Source organism: Maribacter corallii, from assembly GCF_047345415.1.
Taxonomy (GTDB): domain Bacteria; phylum Bacteroidota; class Bacteroidia; order Flavobacteriales; family Flavobacteriaceae; genus Maribacter_C.
Genome location: NZ_JBLFEP010000001.1, coordinates 952,812 through 971,180, shown reverse-complemented (window position 1 = coordinate 971,180; position 18,369 = coordinate 952,812). Strand labels below are relative to the sequence as shown.

Sequence of the window (18,369 nt, the reverse complement as noted above, 5' to 3'; positions counted from 1 at the left end):
GTCATTTTTATCTTTACCAAAAAAAGACATACAGCAACATGACAACTTTAAAAAACAAGGTAGCCTATATCACTGGGGGCTCCAAAGGAATAGGTTTTGGGGTAGCACAAAAGCTAATTGCGGAAGGAATGAAAGTAGCCATTAGCGGGCGTAGCTTAAAAACAGTGCAAAAAGCCGCCGAATATTTAGGAGATGAAACCAATGTGCTAGCCTTGGCTTCGGATGTTACAGACCCCGAGGATGAGAAAAAGGCCGTAGAACGGATTCTTGACCAATGGGGACAATTAGATGTGGTATTAGCCAATGCAGGAGTAGGAAATTTTGCCCCGATAGACGAAATGTCCAATACGCAATGGCATCAAATGATAGATACCAATTTGAATGGTGTTTTCCATACCCTGAAAGCTTCGGTATCGGCCCTTAAGAAATCTAAGGGATATTATATGACCTTGGCAAGTTTGGCAGGGACCAATTTCTTTGCCCAAGGTGCTGGCTACAATGCGACCAAATTTGGGGTAGTAGGGTTTACACAAGCAGCCATGCTCGATTTGAGAAAATATGATATCAAGGTCTCTACCATCATGCCAGGTTCGGTAGCGACCCACTTTAACAACAATGAACCTTCGGAAAAGGATGCGTGGAAAATTCAACCCGAAGATATCGGTGAATTGGTCTTGGATTTACTAAAAATGCACCCCAGAACGTTGCCCAGTAAAATAGAGGTGCGCCCCAGCCGTCCCGATAAAAAATAGGTTAGATCTCTTTTTCGGTCAACGGGATATCTCGTGTGCAGATTTCCCGTATCAGTTGGATCAATTGTTCTTTGAAACGAGAAAGTGTTTCGGTTGTGATGGTATGCTCTTTTGCCCTACTGCCTTTATTGGGTTTGGTGGCAAAGCGCAACACGCCGGCATTGAGATTTTTAAAGGAAATTATACCCGATTCCAATTCGTTGATAGGCTGGGTTTCGGTATACATGAGCGCGTAACACAGCAATTGAAAGGCCTTGCTATGGTCGTAATCTTCGATGAGACTATTCCAATCTACGATTTCGACGTGTTTTGACTCTACTTTACCTGTCTTATAATCAATGATTCTTAGACGCCCATCTATTTGGTCGATTCGGTCTAATTTTCCTTGAAGTCGTATTGGGAAATCGATTCCTGATATCGCCAAAGGGATGGCCAATTTTTGTTCGATTCCTATTAGTTTGACCTCATGATGTTTAACGAGCTCCATTTCTTGGTCAATGAAATTAGAGATATAGCGCTGCACTACTTGAAAAGCGATGAGGTTCTTTCCCCTGGTGACATCACCATCCCTATAACTTTTGGCAAAGTGCTTTTTTACGGTATCCTGCACTTTCGCCTTTGCCAGTTGTAACATGTCTTGGCTTAAGATCGCACCTACGAAGGGGGTGTAGAGGTCTTCTAAGGTATCATGAACAATAGTGCCAAAGGTATTTGCCGCAATGGTTTCCTCTACCACAAGCGTATCATTAATTCCCAAGAGGTTTCTTTTGTAAAAATCAATCGGATTCCGAATATAGTTGCTCAGTGATGTGGGAGAGAACCCTTTGAGGGCGTGCTGTTCAATAAGCCGCATCAAGCCACTATCCTTAGTGATATGATCCACTCTTTTTTTATTTGGCGCGATACGGGGCATGGCTACGTGGGCTGTAATAGCTTCCGTTTTAGAAGGGTCTGTTAGCAATTGTGCGATAAGCCTACTTTTTTCACCACCTTCTAATACATCAGGTTCGGTGTTATATATGATATAGATGGTTTTGGCACGCTGTAACAACCGATAAAAGTGATAGGTATACACCGCATCTTTTTCCTTATAGGTCGGCAATCCAAAACTTGTTTTTAAGTCAAATGGGATAAAGGAATTATTCGACTTTCCGGAGGGAAGGATTCCCTCATTGACCGAGGTGAGAATAACTGTTTCAAAGTCAAGATTTCGACTTTCAAGCATACCCATGACCTGTAGGCCTTCTAAAGGGTCGCCTTGAAAATCTACCGTTTCAGAAGATAGAAGCTCTTTAAAAAGGCCCTGTAACGACTTTAGATCATTAATAAAATTGTTTTTCTCGATGAGGTTTTGAACCTGATTGAGCAAGGTATAAAACCGATGGAGGTATTCTAGGGCCAAGGTGTCCTCAAGGGCTTCGAATTTCGGTTTTAGTTGCCAAATAATTTCGATACAGCGAGTGATAAGCTGTGCCGAAGAAGGGGTTTTTTCCGAGAAAAGTAATGTGAGTTGGGCACACCCAGAAGTATATTTTTCTAATTGTATCGTATTGATGTATGTTTGGTTCCTGTCCTTAATATCAGTACTAATACGAGTAGCATAGTCTGAGTCTTTTTCGAAAAGGAGTGTTTTAATATAGGGATGTGAAAGTAGTTGAAGTATTTTAGGATAAAACCACCCTTGTTCGTCACGATTGATATATAAGTCTATGAATTGTATAAAAAGGTCGGCTAAGGGCGTTTTATTCAAGGGATAGCCCATGGTAATGTTTACGGCATCGATCTCTTTCGGAATTGAATTTAGAATGGGGTTCAAAAGGGACTCATCGGCCAAAACAAGCGCCGTATTCTTCAGGGTTTCCCGATTTTCATCATACCGTTCTTTTAAGAGCTTTCCAACATACTTTACCTGTGAACTATTTTTTGGAACACCGATAACCTGAATGTTCTTTTTTGATGCGTAATGATGGCTTACCCCTTTTAATGGATGATTTTGTAAATAAGGCCATGATTTTTGATGGGCTCTTATAAAGAGTCCTGCATCATGAATAGGATCATTCAGAAAATAAGAGTCAATATCCCAGTAAATGGAAGCGTCAGTTTTGGCCAAGATGGTCTGGATCAACTTACTTTCTGCCGTGTTTAGGGCATTGAAACCGACAAAGACATGTTTTTTATGCGTGTGGGATTCAAGATACTTATTGAGATGAGCGCTGGCCTTCCGATAAACCAAACCCTGATGACCCAATCCTTTTTGTAAAAGGGCGTCATTGAAATGCACATACAGCGATTCAAGACCGTTCCAAAATTTGAGGTAGTCTTGAACCATTTTTGTTCGAGATCCTTCCAAAGACCAATGGTTGACTTCCTGGATTGCCGAAAGGTTGGAAAAAAGTGCTTTGGCATCAATGAGGTATCTATCAATTTCATTGATATCTTGGAGTAATGTCTGTCCCCATTTTGAAAAGGCAAAGAAGTTATCGATTTCACCTTTCGTTCTTTTTTGATATACGTCATAAAGCTCGAATAGCAGCTGGGTATTTGAGGCATAGGTGAGTCCTGACACCTTTTCCACAAAACCTTCAATACTCCATATTTCAGGAGAAAAAAAAGTATTTTTTAAATGGTTGGCGAGTGCTTTTTTTAAAAAATTGCCCGCTCGCTTACTCGGAAGTACAAATACGGTATTTTCTAAAGAATGGGGTTCTTCTACACTAGCCGCGACGACGTCTTCCAAAAAACTTTGCATGGGAGTAAAAATAAAAAAAGCCTCGCATTTGCGAGGCTTTTCTTTATAATTTAAAGAAGTATGACCAACTTATTTCACTAAGTTAATTTCAGTTCTTCTGTTTTCTTTTCTACCACTTCTAGTGTTGTTGGAAGCGATAGGCTTAGATTCACCGTAACCAATGGCAGTCAATCTATCAGCTGCAATTCCTTCAGCGATCAAGAAATCTCTAACTGAATTTGCTCTCTTTTCAGATAATGATTGGTTCAGCTTTTCGCTACCTACACTATCAGTGTGACCTTCTACAGTAAATTTAGAGTTAGGATACTCATTCAAGATCTGGATGATGTCAACGAATACAGAAGTAGTCGCAGGGCTCAAAGAAGCTTTACCAGTATCGAACAAGATAGTTCTCGCATAGTCGTTCAATTTCTTTTGAACTTCTTCGGTAACTTCTGGGCAACCATTGTTGGCAACTGTACCGGCAACATCTGGACATTGATCATCTTTATCCAAAACGCTATCACCGTCTTTATCTGGCCATGGGCATCCTTTGTTTTCAGCAGGACCTGCTTCGTTAGGACACTCATCATCTTTATCGGCAACACCGTCACCGTCAGCATCTGGACAACCTGCCAAAGCAGCTAAACCAGCTTCGTTAGGACAAGCATCATCTTTATCGGCAACACCGTCACCGTCAGCATCAGGACAACCATTCATTTCTTTAGAACCAGCTGCGTTAGGACAAGCATCTTTGCTATCTTCGATACCATCTCCATCAGCATCAGGACAACCATTAAAAGCCTCTAGACCAGCTACTTCAGGACAAGCATCATCTTTGTCATAGATGCCGTCGCCGTCAGTATCGGTTCCTCCGAATTTTACAGAGATACCGGCAAGATGTTGCCAATGTACTACACCGTAATCTTCGAATGCATGTTTGTAGTTCGTTTGAAGTGTAAGACCGATGTTCTCGGTAAACCAAAGGTTAAGACCAACACCACCATTAACGGTTCCGGCCCCGATTTCATCAACCCATGTATAACCACCACCTACTTCGATGAAAGGTTGAAATGTGGCTTCCTTAATAAGATTGTATTTGATTGTACCATCCAAAGCGTAGTGTGAAAGATCATCAACTGCAACATCACCCAATTTGGTGATTCTATTCAAAGAACCACGAACGCCCACAGCGAATCCGTCACCAACAGACTTGGAAACCCCGATGTAGGAAATTGAAGGAAGAATATTCCAGTGATCATTAGCGTTGAAGAACTCGTTACCAAAAGAACTAACATCCCCAGTAGGATATACATCAATGGCATTAACCCCAAACTGAATCTGCCAAGGGTTATTCTCGTCTTGCGCTTGTATGTTGTTGAAACCTACCACTAATAGGGCAACAACCATTAATTTGCTAAGATGTTTCATGTTTAAATTTTTAAGTTTAAGTGTTATTTAACCGCAAATGTAAGCTGTTAAACGTTATTAACAAAATCAATTTATTTTTTTTTTAACGTATTTCATGGAGGAAATCACGCATTTAAACGACATTTAATTGGCGCCCAACTTCAATAAAAGCGTCTATGGCTTTGTCTAAATGTTCCGTTTGGTGGGCCGCTGAAAGTTGTACTCGTATACGGGCTTTTCCTTTTGGAACTACTGGGTAAAAGAAGCCGATAACGTAGATTCCTTTTTCAAGAAGCATATTGGCCATCTGTTGCGATAGCTTGGCATCGTAGAGCATAACGGGTACAATGGCGGAATCGCCGTCGACAATATCGAATCCCGCTTTTTTCATTCCGTTTTTAAAGTAGGTGGTGTTCGCTTCAAGCTGGTCACGAAGGGTGGTATCGTTTTCCAGCATGTCGAACACTTTGATCGATGCCCCTACAATGGCTGGGGCCAATGAGTTAGAAAACAAGTAAGGTCTTGAGCGTTGGCGTAATAGTGCGATAATTTCCTTTTTTCCTGTAGTGTATCCACCCATGGCACCACCCAGGGCTTTGCCCAAGGTACCCGTTATAATGTCAACACGGTCCATAACTGATTTTTCCTCTAGGGTTCCTCGTCCCGTTTTTCCTATAAAACCTGCAGCATGGCACTCATCTACCATAACAAGGGCATCATAGGTGTCGGCGAGATCGCATATCTTATCTAAGGGAGCAACTAAGCCATCCATAGAGAAAACACCATCGGTTACGATGATCTTAAATCGAGCACCGTCAGCATTGGCTTGCTCAAGTTGCTTTTCAAGATCCGCCATATCGTTGTTCGCATACCGATACCTTTTGGCCTTACATAAGCGAACGCCATCTATAATAGAGGCGTGATTCAGTGAATCTGAAATGATGGCATCGGCTGCAGTCAATAGGGGTTCAAATACCCCCCCGTTGGCATCAAAGGCTGCGGCATATAAAATGGTGTCTTCCGTACCGTAGAAGTCTGCGACCTTCTTTTCCAATTCCTTATGGATGTCTTGCGTTCCACAAATGAACCGAACCGACGACATTCCAAATCCATGGGTATCCATGGCATTTTTTGCCGCTTGAATTACCTCCGGATGTGAAGAAAGCCCCAAATAGTTGTTGGCGCAGAAATTGATAACTTCTTGCCCGGTGCTAATTTTTATAACGGCATCTTGGGCCGAGGTAATGATGCGCTCTTTTTTGTAGAGTCCGTCTTCTTCTATCTGTTGGAGCTCTGCTTGTAAGTGGTCTTTTATTTTTCCGTACATAGTGATATAATCTAAAGGAATACTGGATTTACTGTTTCGTTACTGTATACAATGATTTTATTGTCAATGGAATATCCCATGGCTTCAAGTGCATCGGCATAAGCATATAACTGCTCTTTATGGCTATTGCTTTGCATTCCTGTTTTATAATCGATGATCGTAGCTTTTAAGTCTTGAATTACGATACGGTCGGGCCGTAAGATCTTACCATTCGCTGTTATGATGTCTCTCTCGTTTTTGATTTCAATCCCTTCCTTATAATAAGATGCTAATTTAGGGTGTTCTAGAATAGCAAGTATCTTCTTTTTTAAAACTTCGACCTCATCCATAGCTAATTCACCGGAGTTTTTCATCGTATCTAGCGCTGTTTCCACATCTTTTTTTGTTTCCACAAGTCCTAATAGGGCATGAACAAGGGTTCCTTTGATAAGAGCATCTTCCCTAGTGGTGTCCCAAAGCAAACCGGTCTTTGCAAGTATTTTAAAGCTGGGCCTGTCCTTATAGGAGTATTGATAGGGGATCTCTAGCGACATATTCGTCCGGATATCATTTTCATTGGTATGTAATTCACCAAAAGCATACTGATTCAAGTTTTCGACCCATACTTTTTTTTCCATTAAAAAATGTATGAACAAACCTGAATAGTAGTTGGGTTTATGCCCCCCGGTCTTGGTCAGATCTTTTTTGGTAACCACGAACAGGGCTTTCACTGCTCTTGTCAGTGCTACATATAATATGTTGAACGCATCAAGCTCTAACTTCTGTTGTTCGGCCGTATATGAGGCTTCCGCATTTGACGAATAGTGGATCACTTCCTGTTTTTTGGAAATCAAGACCTCTTCAAAGCCATGAAAGGCAGTGGCTTCTACCGGAAGCCACAACTTGGGTTCGATTTCTTGGTAGATATTCGAATTGGCAAAAGGAAAGATCACGATTTCGAATTCAAGTCCTTTGGCTTTGTGAACAGTCATGATTTGAACTGCATTAACGGCTTCAGGGGCGGCGATGCTCAAACGGTCTTTCTTCTTTTCCCAATAGCTCAGGAAAACAGGGGTTCCGATACCTTCTTTTTGCTCTACCTCGATGACTACATCCATAAAGTGATTGAGATATCCATCAGAATTTGAGGCAAGATCGAATTGTTTGATGGCGTATTCAAGTGTATCATAGACCGATAGGGTCTTCAATTTCTCCCAATCATATTCAAAAGTCGTTTTCAATAGTTCGCCAGCACTGTTGAGATGCTGTGCGATAAATGCATGGCGATGGTCCATTTCGCGTGAAAGAAAGGATAGCATTTCATAGGCTACCTCTGTATCTTCAGGCTGATTCTGAAGTTTAAGAAGGTCGATCAAAAACCGAATTTTCGGATTGTTTTTCAGTAATAAGCTCTCAGAAGAGATTATCGGAATGTGATGTTGGGTCAAATAGTCCGCCAAAAATGCTCCTTCCTTATTACCTCTGACTAGAATACAAATATCTTTGTATGTATATTTTTTCTGCCTTATGCTTTCGATGGTTTTCAATACTTCCTCGCCATAACCGATTTCAATGGTTTCATAGTCGTTCGGCTCGACAAAGGTCAATTGAACCAATCCTCCTTTTTTTGCATTGGTCAACTGTCGATTGCCTTCTTCGAATAGCGTTCGGTAAAGTTCACTGTTCAGCAATGGGCTAGTAGCGGTGAAAAAATCGTTATTGAATTTGACGATCTCTGTATGGCTGCGGTAGTTTTGCGGGAGAACCTCGATTTCGGGATCGACAACAAAGGGATTGGTTTGAAGGTTGACCAAGCTCAAAAATTGCTCAGCCCTACCACCACGCCATCTGTAAATCGCTTGCTTGGCATCTCCCACCAAAAATAACGAACCGTTCTCCATTGCCAATGCATTATCGATTAAGGGAATGAGGTTCTTCCATTGCATTTCAGAGGTGTCTTGAAATTCATCTATGAAATAATGACGGTATTTTTCCCCTAGACGCTCATAAATAAAGGGAGCGGGCTGATTCTTTATTTCGTTGGCTATAATGGTATTGAATTCGGAAATGGAGAGTTGGTCCCGATCTTGTTCTATTTTTTTGATTTCCCCTTGAATTGCATTGAGTACCGTGAGGGGTACGACGTTACGGTACACATTTTTAAGAAGTGCCCTGTCATATATTTTTTGCTTGATCTGTAGATACCGCTCTAATAGCTGAGGGGCCAATTCCATTGTTGGGATTTCGATATTGGCTTTCAGTAGTTTTCCCCCTCTTAACGTCTCTTCTATTTTATTCGCGTAAAGTTTAATAGCGTCGAAGGTCCCCGTCGAAATTTTTTTGAAATGATTGGGTAGCGTGGCCCTAGGAAAGTCCGCTGATTGTAGTCCTGAATCATGAATCAAATCGATAGCCCCTGTTGCAATGGATTTAATCTCGCTCTCACGGACTTTAATTTGCTCTTGAATGTTTTCTTGAAGTCGCAAAAAGGCCTCAATAGCCTTGGGTTCTAATTTTTTGAGATGTGGCGTGTTGGTCTCGTTGAAGAGCAACTTGCCGATTTTATTCAGATCGATACCAATATCCCAACTTTTGTCATCGTCAATCTTTTCCAGGGCAAAGGCGAGGAGCACTGTGGTTAACTTTTGGTCTCGCCCCGCTCTGTTTATGAGTTTTGACACTGCTTCATCTAGCAAAAGGTCGGTATCTAAGACTACTTCAAAATTTTGTGGTAGCTTCAAGTCTTTTGCGAAGGTCCTGATGAGGCGGTGTGTGAACTTATCGATAGTTACAATATCGAAAAAGGCATAGTTATGTAGAATCTCCTTCAAGGTGACTGCAGCTCTTTTTTGAAGCTGTTCAGAGGTCAAACCAAGTTCTTTTGAAACATCGTGATACATCGAAGAGATCTCTTTTCGACTGAAAGCGAAAAGACTGCCCAAGATACGCTCCTTCATTTCATTGACCGCCTTATTCGTAAAGGTGATGGCCAGAATTTTGCGGTAGGCCCTGCTCCCTGAAAGTATGATTTTCAGATACTCTTTTGTTAGGGTATAGGTCTTGCCCGACCCCGCGGAGGCATTATATATCTTAAAGGAAGTATCCAATGATTTTTAGTTGCAAAATAGACATTTTCAAATGGTTCTTAACAAATATTTAGTGGAATGTAAGTGTTAAAAAACGTAAATTTGGGCAACTATAGTAATTAATCTAAAAAACAAGAACTATGCCTTTTGAATTACCACAATTGTCCTATGCGTATGACGCATTGGAACCACATATTGATGCCAGGACCATGGAAATCCACCATACGAAACACCATAATGGGTATACTTCCAAATTAAATGCCGCGATTGCCGGTACTGATTTAGAAGGCAAGACCATTGAAGATATTCTGACCAATTTAGATATGTCTAATGGTGCCGTGCGTAACAATGGTGGTGGGTTCTTTAACCACTCCCTTTTTTGGGAAGTGATGTCTCCAGACGGGGGAGGTGCCCCTTCAGGTGCACTGGCCGATGCCATTAATGATGCGTTTGGATCCTTCGATGGTTTCAAGGAAAAATTCAGCGCCGCCGCAGGTACCAGATTTGGCTCAGGATGGGCTTGGCTTTGTGTTCATAAAGGAGGTCAAGTAGAGGTTTGTTCCACTCCCAATCAAGATAACCCACTGATGCCGGATAATGGCTGTGGGGGCACTCCCATTTTGGGGCTTGATGTTTGGGAACATGCGTACTACCTAAACTATCAAAACAGAAGACCAGATTATGTACAGGCTTTTTTCAATGTCATCAATTGGGATAAGGTTTCTGCGCTTTACGAAGCCGGTAAGTAATTAAGAATCTGGCGTTCGATCGCTTAAATAAAAAGGCCCCGTTACCTAGGTAACGGGGCCTTTTTATTGGGTGTCGCCGCAAAATAGAAAAGGGCGGAGAAGCCTCCACCCTTTTCGTCCCAAATCTTACCATAAACTTAACCTACTTATGCTATGGCAACACTAAATTACTGGTATTGCCTCAAATAAAAAAGGAATTTTAGGATTTTTTAAGAGCATCATTTCGCAAAAATCATGTCCTTACGCCCCGAAGAGTGAGGTTAACCTTGTTAAATACTAGGGTTTTCATAATAAAAAAGGCGGAGCAGAGCTCCACCTTTTTTCCCCAAATCTTACCATGAACTTAACCTACTTATGCTATGGTCCTCCAAAAATAAGGCAAGATGCTGTCGTGCAAAAAGGTTTTAGATGAACGTCCATATCCCTAGTTGAAATGCTTTTTTTGAACGTAAACGGTAGGAATTCGTATGAAACGCTACCAAAGTTTTGCGCAAATAAAAAGACGGAGCAGAGCTCCGCCTTTTTCCCCAAATCTTACCATGAACTTAACCTACTTATGCTATGGTTCTCCAAATGTATGACCGTTGCATCCGTTAGGAAAAAATCCTTGTTGAACTTCCTATTAATTGGTTAAAGTGCATGATGGATCATTCATGACGAAAAGTGGGTGTGGTCTTACTTTGAATAATACGCGTGCCGACAAAAAACGAATGTGTGATGCTCTTTAGGGAATGGCGTAGGGTGCTGAAGAAAATAAGCTTAAAATAAAAAAGGTGGAGTAGCCTCCACCTTTTTTGCCCCAAATCTTACCATGAACTTAACCTACTTATGCTATGGCGAGTCTAAAATAGGTGTGCTTCACTGCCTATCGGCTAAAAACCCGCTGAAAAGCAGTAATGATCGATGAAATGCATATTTTGGTGTATTTCATCGATAAAATGGTTAATACGCACGTTGATTTTTACCTTCAAAGAAGTTGATAAATGCTCTATTTACAACTCGATTTCCTCCTGCTGTTGGATAATCTCCCGTGAAGTACCAGTCCCCTAAATTTTTAGGACAGGCTTGATGGAGGTTTTGGATATTTTGGTATAGGATCTCTACCTGGGCTCTGATATCCTTTGGACTTAGTAGTTCACCTATTTTCACCGAGATTTGACCTGCGGTAAAAGGAGCGTAAAAGTCCTTAACATAATTAATGATTTCCGAATCTTTGGCATTGACTTGAGCAATGCATTTTTTATAAATGCCTTCTACGACGTCCATTGTACCGTTATCCTTGTGCAGTTGTAAGGCAGCTCTAAAGGCAATAAAATCTTCTAGCTTTGCCATGTCGATACCATAGCAATCCGGGTACCGTATTTGCGGAGCCGAGGACACAACGATAATTTTCTTGGGCGACAAACGATCTAAAATTCCAAGAATACTCTTTTTTAAGGTGGTGCCCCTTACGATACTATCATCTATAATAACCAGGTTATCCCCTTTTTGAACAGAGCCGTACGAGATATCATATACGTGGGCCACCAAATCATCTCGACTACTGTCTTGTGTAATGAAGGTTCTTAATTTGGCATCCTTGATGGCAACCTTTTCGATTCTTGGCCTAACCTTAAGAATGTCATGCAATTCTTCACTGGTAATCTTTGAACCTATAGAAAGAATTTGCTCTTCCTTCTTCTTGTTCAGGTAATTTTGGGCTTCGATTACCATTCCAAAAAACGAGGTTTCCGCAGTGTTGGGTATGTAAGAGAACACCGTGTTTTGAATGTCATTGTCAATAGCCGATAAGATTTTCGGGAACAACAATTTCCCCAATTCTTTTCGCTCCTTGTAGATTTCCTTGTCACTACCTCGAGAAAAATAGATCCGTTCAAAAGAACAGGCCTTCCGCTCTTTCGGTTCCAGTATCTCTTTAATGGCCGTATTTCCATCTTTCTTGATAATGATGGCATGACCAGGGTCTAATTCCTCAACCTTGTTAAAAGGCACGTTGAAAACGGTCTGAATGGCAGGTCTTTCAGAAGCAACCACCACAATTTCGTCATCTTTATAGTAATATGCTGGTCGAATACCCCCTGGATCACGAAGTACAAAGGCATCTCCATGCCCCAATAGGCCGGCCATTGCATAACCACCATCAAAGTTTTTGGCGGCCCTTCTTAAGATTTTATGCACTTTCAATCGTTCGGCAATCAGGGGTGAGGCTTCCAATTTGTTATAGCCTTGCTTTTTGATCTGCTTGTATAATTTAGCCACCTCATCGTCTAAGAAATGTCCGATTTTTTCCATTACGGTCACTGTATCGGCCATTTCCTTTGGATGCTGCCCTAACTGCACCAGATTATCAAAGAGTTCATGAACATTGGTCATATTGAAGTTTCCGGCCACAATAAGGTTGCGGTGCATCCAATTGTTCTGTCTTAGAAAGGGGTGTACGCTCTCAATACTATTTTTACCGAATGTGCCATAACGTACATGACCTAATAATAACTCCCCGATATATGGAATATGTTTTTTCTGAAGGGATACATCATCAATATATTCCGGGTTTTCTTGTAGTGAAGTGTTGATGCGCTCATTGATTTGGGCAAATATATCCTGTATCGGTTGCTGTGCGCTTGAGCGCACACGGCTCATGAAACGTTCCCCGGCGTTCATATCCAATTTGATGCTCGCAAACCCGGCACCGTCTTGACCGCGATTGTGCTGCTTTTCCATCATAAGGTACATTTTGTTCACTCCGTAAAAGGCAGTACCATATTTTTCCTTGTAATACTCCAAAGGTTTTAACAATCGAATAATCGATATGCCACATTCGTGTTTGATCGCGTCGCTCATTGTAGGTTGTAATCTAAATTTAGCTATTTCATATGTTTTGGTTTCCCATCAACTGCCTTCCTGTTTAAACAAGGACGACAATCTTGGGGATACCGATAAAAAAACCCCGAATCAACGGGGCGAATATTTATGTTATGATAGTTCAATATCAAATTGTGTCAATGTTTTGAACTGATGTAACCTTTTATTTACTTCGGCCCTTTCCAACGATTTCATTCGCTGCGTTCCAAATTTTTCCACAGAGAACGAGGCGAGATTAGAGCCGTGAACCACCGCATTCTTCATATTTTCATAAGTGACCGATTTGGTTGCGGCCAAATATCCCGCAAATCCTCCTGCGAAAGTATCGCCGGCACCAGTCGGGTCGAATACTTCTTCTAAGGGCAAGGCGGGGGCAAAGAAAATGTTATCATCGTGAAATAACAGGGCGCCGTGTTCTCCTTTTTTTATGACAACATACTTGGGGCCCATGGTTTGAATTTTCGCCGCTGCTTTGACCAAGGAATATTCGCCGGTCAATTGCCGAGCCTCTTCATCATTGATGGTGATGACATCAATATGCTTGACCACCTCCATAAGTTCGGGCAGGGTATGATCCATCCAGAAGTTCATCGTATCGAGTATAATGAGCTCGGGACGCTTTTCCATTTGATTGATTACGCTCATCTGTATGTCTGGATGTAGATTTCCAAGCATGACTACTTCAGCATCGTTGAAACTATCGGGTACGATGGGTTTGAAATCCGCTAGAACATTAAGTTCGGTAGCCAATGTATCCCTTTTATTCAGGTCATTGTGATATTTACCGCTCCAGAAGAAGGTCTTGCCTCCCTTAACGATTTGAAGGCCGGTCAAATCAATATTCTTGCTATGGAACAGGTCTAGGTATTCTTGAGGAAAATCATCTCCAACGACCGAGACAATGCCAGAATTTACATTGAACTGTGAAGCGGCCAGTCCGATAAAGGTGGCCGCACCGCCTAAAATCTTATCGGTCTTTCCGAAAGGAGTTTCAATAGCATCAAAGGCGACGGTACCTACTATAAGAAGCTTGCCCATATTGGTTGTAAAAATTAAGCTGCAAATATACGGTTTTGTAAAGGTATTTGACAGGGGTGTTTATATCAAATAATAAAAAATGGGCGGGATTTTCTTTTCGACTACTTTCTTCCAAAATCCGCGGGTATTTCACCCCAGGCTTTGGTCTCCCATTTTACTATTGGGGTATTGTACGAGTTCTTGTTCAGCCAGTCGATAGCGCGACGAATCAAATCAAATAGGGCTTTGTTTTTTTTGGTTTCCACTAACTTGGTGTTGCAGTTTTTTTTACGCACCCAGCTCATGGCAGTTCGAGAATCCGTATAAATAATACGGTCACTTTGTTTTTGTTTCAAAAAGGCGAGACCGTGAACGATTGCCAAAAATTCACCGATGTTATTGGTTCCTTCGGGAAAAGGCCCCTGTTTGAATAATTTCTTTTTGGTTTTGGTATCGACACCCTGATATTCCATAATGCCGGGGTTACCGCTTGAGGCAGCATCTACGGCAATGGAGTGGAAATTGGGTTCTCCAATTTTTAATAACAATTCAGGTGATAGTTCTGTTGCACCCTTCTTTTTACCTTTGTAGAACTCGTAATTGCTATTATAGGCTTTCTTCGCCTCTTCAAATGTAGAAAACGATTTGTACTGTGCTCCTTTTTGACCCGTTATTTGGGATTTACAATCGTCCCAAGACTCGTAGATTCCGGGGCGCTTACCTTTCCAGACTACATAAAACTTCGTCTTTTTTGCCATGAGCAGGTTTAATTAGTTCAAATACTATTGACAGTCGTTATCGTATTAGAATTCAATGTACGGCCCTTGCAGATAACAGTTTTTCGATGATCTTCGGAAAATGCTCGTATTCTAGTTGATGCACTTTATGGGCAATGTCTTCCGCTGTGTCGGTCGATACCACTTCGGTTTTTGCTTGGTAAATGATGGCGCCTTCGTCATAATTCTCATTGACAAAATGAATGGTTATGCCGGTTTCGGTTTCCCCGTTTTCTTTGACCGCCTCGTGTACGCGCATGCCGTACATGCCCTTCCCACCATAATCAGGTAAGAGTGCTGGGTGTATATTGATGATTTTATCCGGATACCTTTGTACCATATCAAGAGGAATTCTCCACAAGAACCCGGCTAATACGATAAGGTCGGGGCGAAGCGATTCGAGTATGCCAAGGACGCAATCAGTTTCGTAGAAAGCCGTTCTATTGAAATACAAACAATTGATTTTCAAGTTGTTGCATCTATCCAAAACTTTGGCATCCCTTTTGTTAGTTAGCACAGCGGCAATAGTAACGTTTGACTTGCCTTGAAAAAACTGTACGATGTTTTCAACATTGGAACCGGAACCGGAGGCAAATAGGACAATTTTTTTCATTGAAAAAGAAAGGCGTTACGGCAAGAGAATTATTGCGACTAAAATACTACTACTGTATTTAAATTTCATAAATTACGTCACATTTTAACGTGAAAACGTGTATTTAGTCCAAAGTTTTTTATTTTTGCCAACAATTTAAATTTTTAAAACCAAATTATTATGTCAGACATTGCATCAAGAGTAAAAGCTATCATTGTTGATAAATTAGGCGTTGATGAAAACGAAGTGGTATCAGAAGCTAGCTTTACGAATGACTTAGGGGCAGACTCACTTGACACTGTTGAGTTAATTATGGAGTTCGAGAAAGAATTCGATATCCAGATTCCAGACGATCAGGCTGAGAACATCGCAACAGTTGGCCAAGCTATCAGTTATATAGAAGAAGCGAAGTAATCTTTATGATTTCTTGATAAGATTTGCAAATTATCCATGTGGTATCTTTATCGCATGGATAATTTTTTTAATTTACACTTAGCTTAAAAAGCAAAAAAATAAAGTTCGATGCAGTTAAAGCGAGTTGTGGTTACCGGGTTAGGTGCTTTAACCCCTATAGGAAATACCATTGAAGAATACTGGAATGGTTTGGTGAACGGTAAGAGCGGTTCCGCTCCTGTTACCTATTACGATACCGAAAAATTCAAGGTTAAATTTGCCTGTGAACTTAAGAATTACGACCCAGCGGACTTTTTCGACCGAAAAGAGGCGCGTAAACTGGACAAATTCGCACAATATGCCTTAGTCTCTTCTGATGAAGCGATACAAGACTCCAAACTCGACTTGGAAGCTATAGACAAATTTCGCGTTGGGGTAATTTGGGGTGCAGGTATCGGAGGTCTTGAGACGTTTCAAAATGAGGTAATGAACTTTGCCGAAGGCGATGGCACACCTCGTTTCAACCCGTTCTTTATTCCAAAAATGATTGCCGACATCGCTCCCGGACATATCTCTATAAAGCATGGCTTTATGGGTCCAAACTACACGACCGTATCAGCTTGTGCCTCTTCCGCCAATGCGATGATCGATGCTTTGAACTATATTCGATTAGGACACTGTGATGTGGTCGTTACAGGAGGTAGTGAGGCTGCGGTTACCATAGCGGGTATGGGCGGTTTTGGTGCCATGCACGCACTTTCGACTAGAAACGACAGCCCTGAAACGGCATCGCGACCTTTTGATGCGACCCGTGACGGATTCGTGCTCGGCGAGGGAGCCGGAGCGTTGATTTTGGAAGAATATGAGCATGCCAAGGCAAGAGGTGCCAAGATTTATTGTGAAGTTGTTGGTGGCGGCCTTTCAAGTGATGCGTACCATATGACAGCCCCCCACCCAGAAGGGATCGGAGTGGTACGTGTGATGGAGAACTGCCTTAGAGATGCTGGATTAAAGCCTGAAGATGTAGACACGATCAACACACATGGAACGTCTACCCCCTTGGGAGACGTAGCAGAATTGAAGGCGATATCAGAGGTCTTCGGAGATCATGCACCGAACATCAATATCAATTCGACGAAATCAATGACCGGCCATTTGTTGGGTGCCGCCGGAGCTATAGAGGCCATTGCATCCATATTGGCTATGGAATACGGGGTGGTTCCTCCTACCATCAATCACACAACGGTCGATGAAAATATAGATCCCAAATTGAATCTGACCTTGAATAAGGCCCAGAAGCGGGAAGTCAATGTGGCATTGAGTAACACTTTTGGTTTTGGAGGCCATAACGCCTGTGTTGTTTTCAAGAAAATCAGTTAAACCAAAAAATGAATTTCCCATCTAATTTATTCAATTCCCATTCTAAAGAAGATGGGAATTTTTTTTTGGGAATAACCAAGATACTGGGTTTTAAGCCTAAAGATATCAAGATATTCAAAAAAGCCTTTTTGCATCGATCTGCAAATAAAAAAGATAAAGAAGGCAACCCCATGAACTATGAACGCCTTGAGTTTTTAGGAGACTCTATGCTAGGCACCATCATATCTCGACACCTTTACAACGAAGTGCCTGACGGTGACGAGGGCTATCTGACCAAAATGCGTTCGAAAATCGTAAGTAGGGATCATCTCAATGAATTGGGCAAAGACCTTAATTTAATCAAATTTGTCGAAAGCAGAATTCCGAAGTCCCATTTTGGGGATAATATTCATGGTAACGTTTTTGAAGCCTTGGTCGGAGCGATCTACTTGGATAGAGGATATAAATACTGCGAAAAGTTCATCAACGAACGGGTCATTGAGCCCTATGTTGATATCGAACAACTTGAGGGAAAGGTCATAAGCTACAAAAGCCTAGTCATCGAGTGGTGCCAAAAGAAGAAAAAAACCTTCAACTACAACGTATATGAAGATACTGGTAATGACAGTATCAAGCATTTTGCGGTCAAGCTTTCCATTGAGAATAACGTTGTGGCAAAAGCAAGGGCCACCTCTAAGAAAAAAGCCGAGGAGAGAGCATCAAAACGGGCCTTTTTTGCGCTTCAAGATCGAATGAACAAAGCTTGATCTTTAACAAAAGGAGACGATAACGTTATCGTTTTAGAGAAACCTACTTTAGGCCCATACAGCCTAGGCTAATTTCGTTTTTAACCCTATCTTTGAAATTTTGTGCCCACATGGCAGCAGTACACAAAATTTTGACGGATTTCTATGAAGACACCTTCACTTTGTTGGCGATTCACAGTAGTCTCGAAGATTATGCCATGGTTTATGCTTTGAATCTATGTTTAAAATCCAATTTCAGAAGAACTTCCAAAGATTTGGAACTCTATGAAGAAGTTACCTTTCCCTTATTTGAATGGAAAGACCATAAGAACGATAGGTTTTTAACATTGTTCACGAATAATGGGACCAAGGAAGAACAAAGTTTTAAAGGAAATTTATTTGAAAACGAACCTTCCTACACCAGATTTCATGTGGTGCCTGAATACAAAGAGGCGGATTATCTGTTGAAAATCGAACATGATGATGATTTGGAAGGGAATTTCGTGAAACTATTGGCAAACATTCCCAAGGTAGTTACCGTATATGCCATAGAAATTGAAAACATAAAATCAAGAACCAATCTAATATTTTAA

General features: G+C 41.4%; 14 protein-coding genes. 6 read left to right on the top strand and 8 right to left on the bottom strand.

The window, feature by feature from the left end:
* The first annotated feature begins 38 nt into the window (after positions 1-38).
* Positions 39-752, top strand: a complete 714-nt coding sequence (locus ACKWCA_RS04440; RefSeq protein WP_413976930.1) for an SDR family oxidoreductase — start codon at positions 39-41, stop codon at positions 750-752.
* Between the two features lies 1 nt (position 753).
* Here the strand turns inward: ACKWCA_RS04440 and ACKWCA_RS04435 are convergent, their stop codons facing one another.
* From ACKWCA_RS04435 to ACKWCA_RS04420, 4 genes are all read right to left on the bottom strand, one after another.
* On the bottom strand, positions 754-3,501 hold the full coding sequence (locus ACKWCA_RS04435; protein ID WP_413976929.1) for a PD-(D/E)XK nuclease family protein: 2,748 nt from the start codon (positions 3,499-3,501) through the stop codon (positions 754-756).
* A gap of 69 nt (positions 3,502-3,570) precedes the next feature.
* Entirely contained in the window at positions 3,571-4,911 is a 1,341-nt protein-coding gene (locus ACKWCA_RS04430; RefSeq protein ID WP_413976928.1) for an OmpA family protein, read from the bottom strand.
* 112 nt (positions 4,912-5,023) lie between these two features.
* Positions 5,024-6,217 carry a glycine C-acetyltransferase gene (gene kbl, locus ACKWCA_RS04425; protein WP_413976927.1) on the bottom strand — a complete coding sequence of 398 codons (1,194 nt, stop codon included), beginning with the start codon at positions 6,215-6,217 and terminating at the stop codon, positions 5,024-5,026.
* Positions 6,218-6,228: 11 nt separating this feature from the next.
* Positions 6,229-9,303 (bottom strand): UvrD-helicase domain-containing protein, encoded by a 3,075-nt coding sequence (locus ACKWCA_RS04420; protein WP_413976926.1) that lies wholly within the window; start codon positions 9,301-9,303, stop codon positions 6,229-6,231.
* A 119-nt stretch (positions 9,304-9,422) separates the two neighbouring features.
* Between ACKWCA_RS04420 and ACKWCA_RS04415 the strand changes: the two genes are divergently transcribed.
* The gene (locus tag ACKWCA_RS04415; protein ID WP_413976925.1) at positions 9,423-10,031 is read left to right on the top strand and encodes a superoxide dismutase; all 609 of its coding nucleotides are present in this window, start codon (positions 9,423-9,425) and stop codon (positions 10,029-10,031) included.
* Between the two features lie 942 nt (positions 10,032-10,973).
* On the opposite strand, the gene ACKWCA_RS04410 is transcribed toward ACKWCA_RS04415, so the two are convergent.
* The 4 genes from ACKWCA_RS04410 to purN all read right to left on the bottom strand — a co-directional run bounded on the left by ACKWCA_RS04410 (position 10,974) and on the right by purN (position 15,299).
* Positions 10,974-12,872 carry an amidophosphoribosyltransferase gene (locus tag ACKWCA_RS04410; protein ID WP_413976924.1) on the bottom strand — a complete coding sequence of 633 codons (1,899 nt, stop codon included), beginning with the start codon at positions 12,870-12,872 and terminating at the stop codon, positions 10,974-10,976.
* Positions 12,873-13,004: 132 nt separating this feature from the next.
* Positions 13,005-13,931: a PfkB family carbohydrate kinase gene (locus tag ACKWCA_RS04405; RefSeq protein WP_413976923.1), complete on the bottom strand. Its 927-nt coding sequence runs from the start codon at positions 13,929-13,931 to the stop codon at positions 13,005-13,007.
* A gap of 101 nt (positions 13,932-14,032) precedes the next feature.
* Positions 14,033-14,668 (bottom strand): ribonuclease H1 domain-containing protein, encoded by a 636-nt coding sequence (locus ACKWCA_RS04400; RefSeq protein WP_413976922.1) that lies wholly within the window; start codon positions 14,666-14,668, stop codon positions 14,033-14,035.
* Between the two features lie 52 nt (positions 14,669-14,720).
* Positions 14,721-15,299: a phosphoribosylglycinamide formyltransferase gene (purN, locus tag ACKWCA_RS04395; protein ID WP_413976921.1), complete on the bottom strand. Its 579-nt coding sequence runs from the start codon at positions 15,297-15,299 to the stop codon at positions 14,721-14,723.
* Between the two features lie 159 nt (positions 15,300-15,458).
* On the opposite strand from purN, the gene ACKWCA_RS04390 reads away from it, so the two are divergent.
* From ACKWCA_RS04390 to ACKWCA_RS04375, 4 genes are all read left to right on the top strand, one after another.
* Positions 15,459-15,692, top strand: a complete 234-nt coding sequence (locus ACKWCA_RS04390) for an acyl carrier protein (protein ID WP_047247024.1) — start codon at positions 15,459-15,461, stop codon at positions 15,690-15,692.
* A 108-nt stretch (positions 15,693-15,800) separates the two neighbouring features.
* On the top strand, positions 15,801-17,051 hold the full coding sequence (gene fabF / locus ACKWCA_RS04385) for a beta-ketoacyl-ACP synthase II (RefSeq protein WP_413976920.1): 1,251 nt from the start codon (positions 15,801-15,803) through the stop codon (positions 17,049-17,051).
* Positions 17,052-17,059: 8 nt separating this feature from the next.
* On the top strand, positions 17,060-17,797 hold the full coding sequence (rnc, locus tag ACKWCA_RS04380; RefSeq protein ID WP_413976919.1) for a ribonuclease III: 738 nt from the start codon (positions 17,060-17,062) through the stop codon (positions 17,795-17,797).
* 110 nt (positions 17,798-17,907) lie between these two features.
* A complete protein-coding gene (locus ACKWCA_RS04375; protein ID WP_413976918.1) occupies positions 17,908-18,369 on the top strand; it encodes an IPExxxVDY family protein in 462 nt (153 codons plus the stop codon).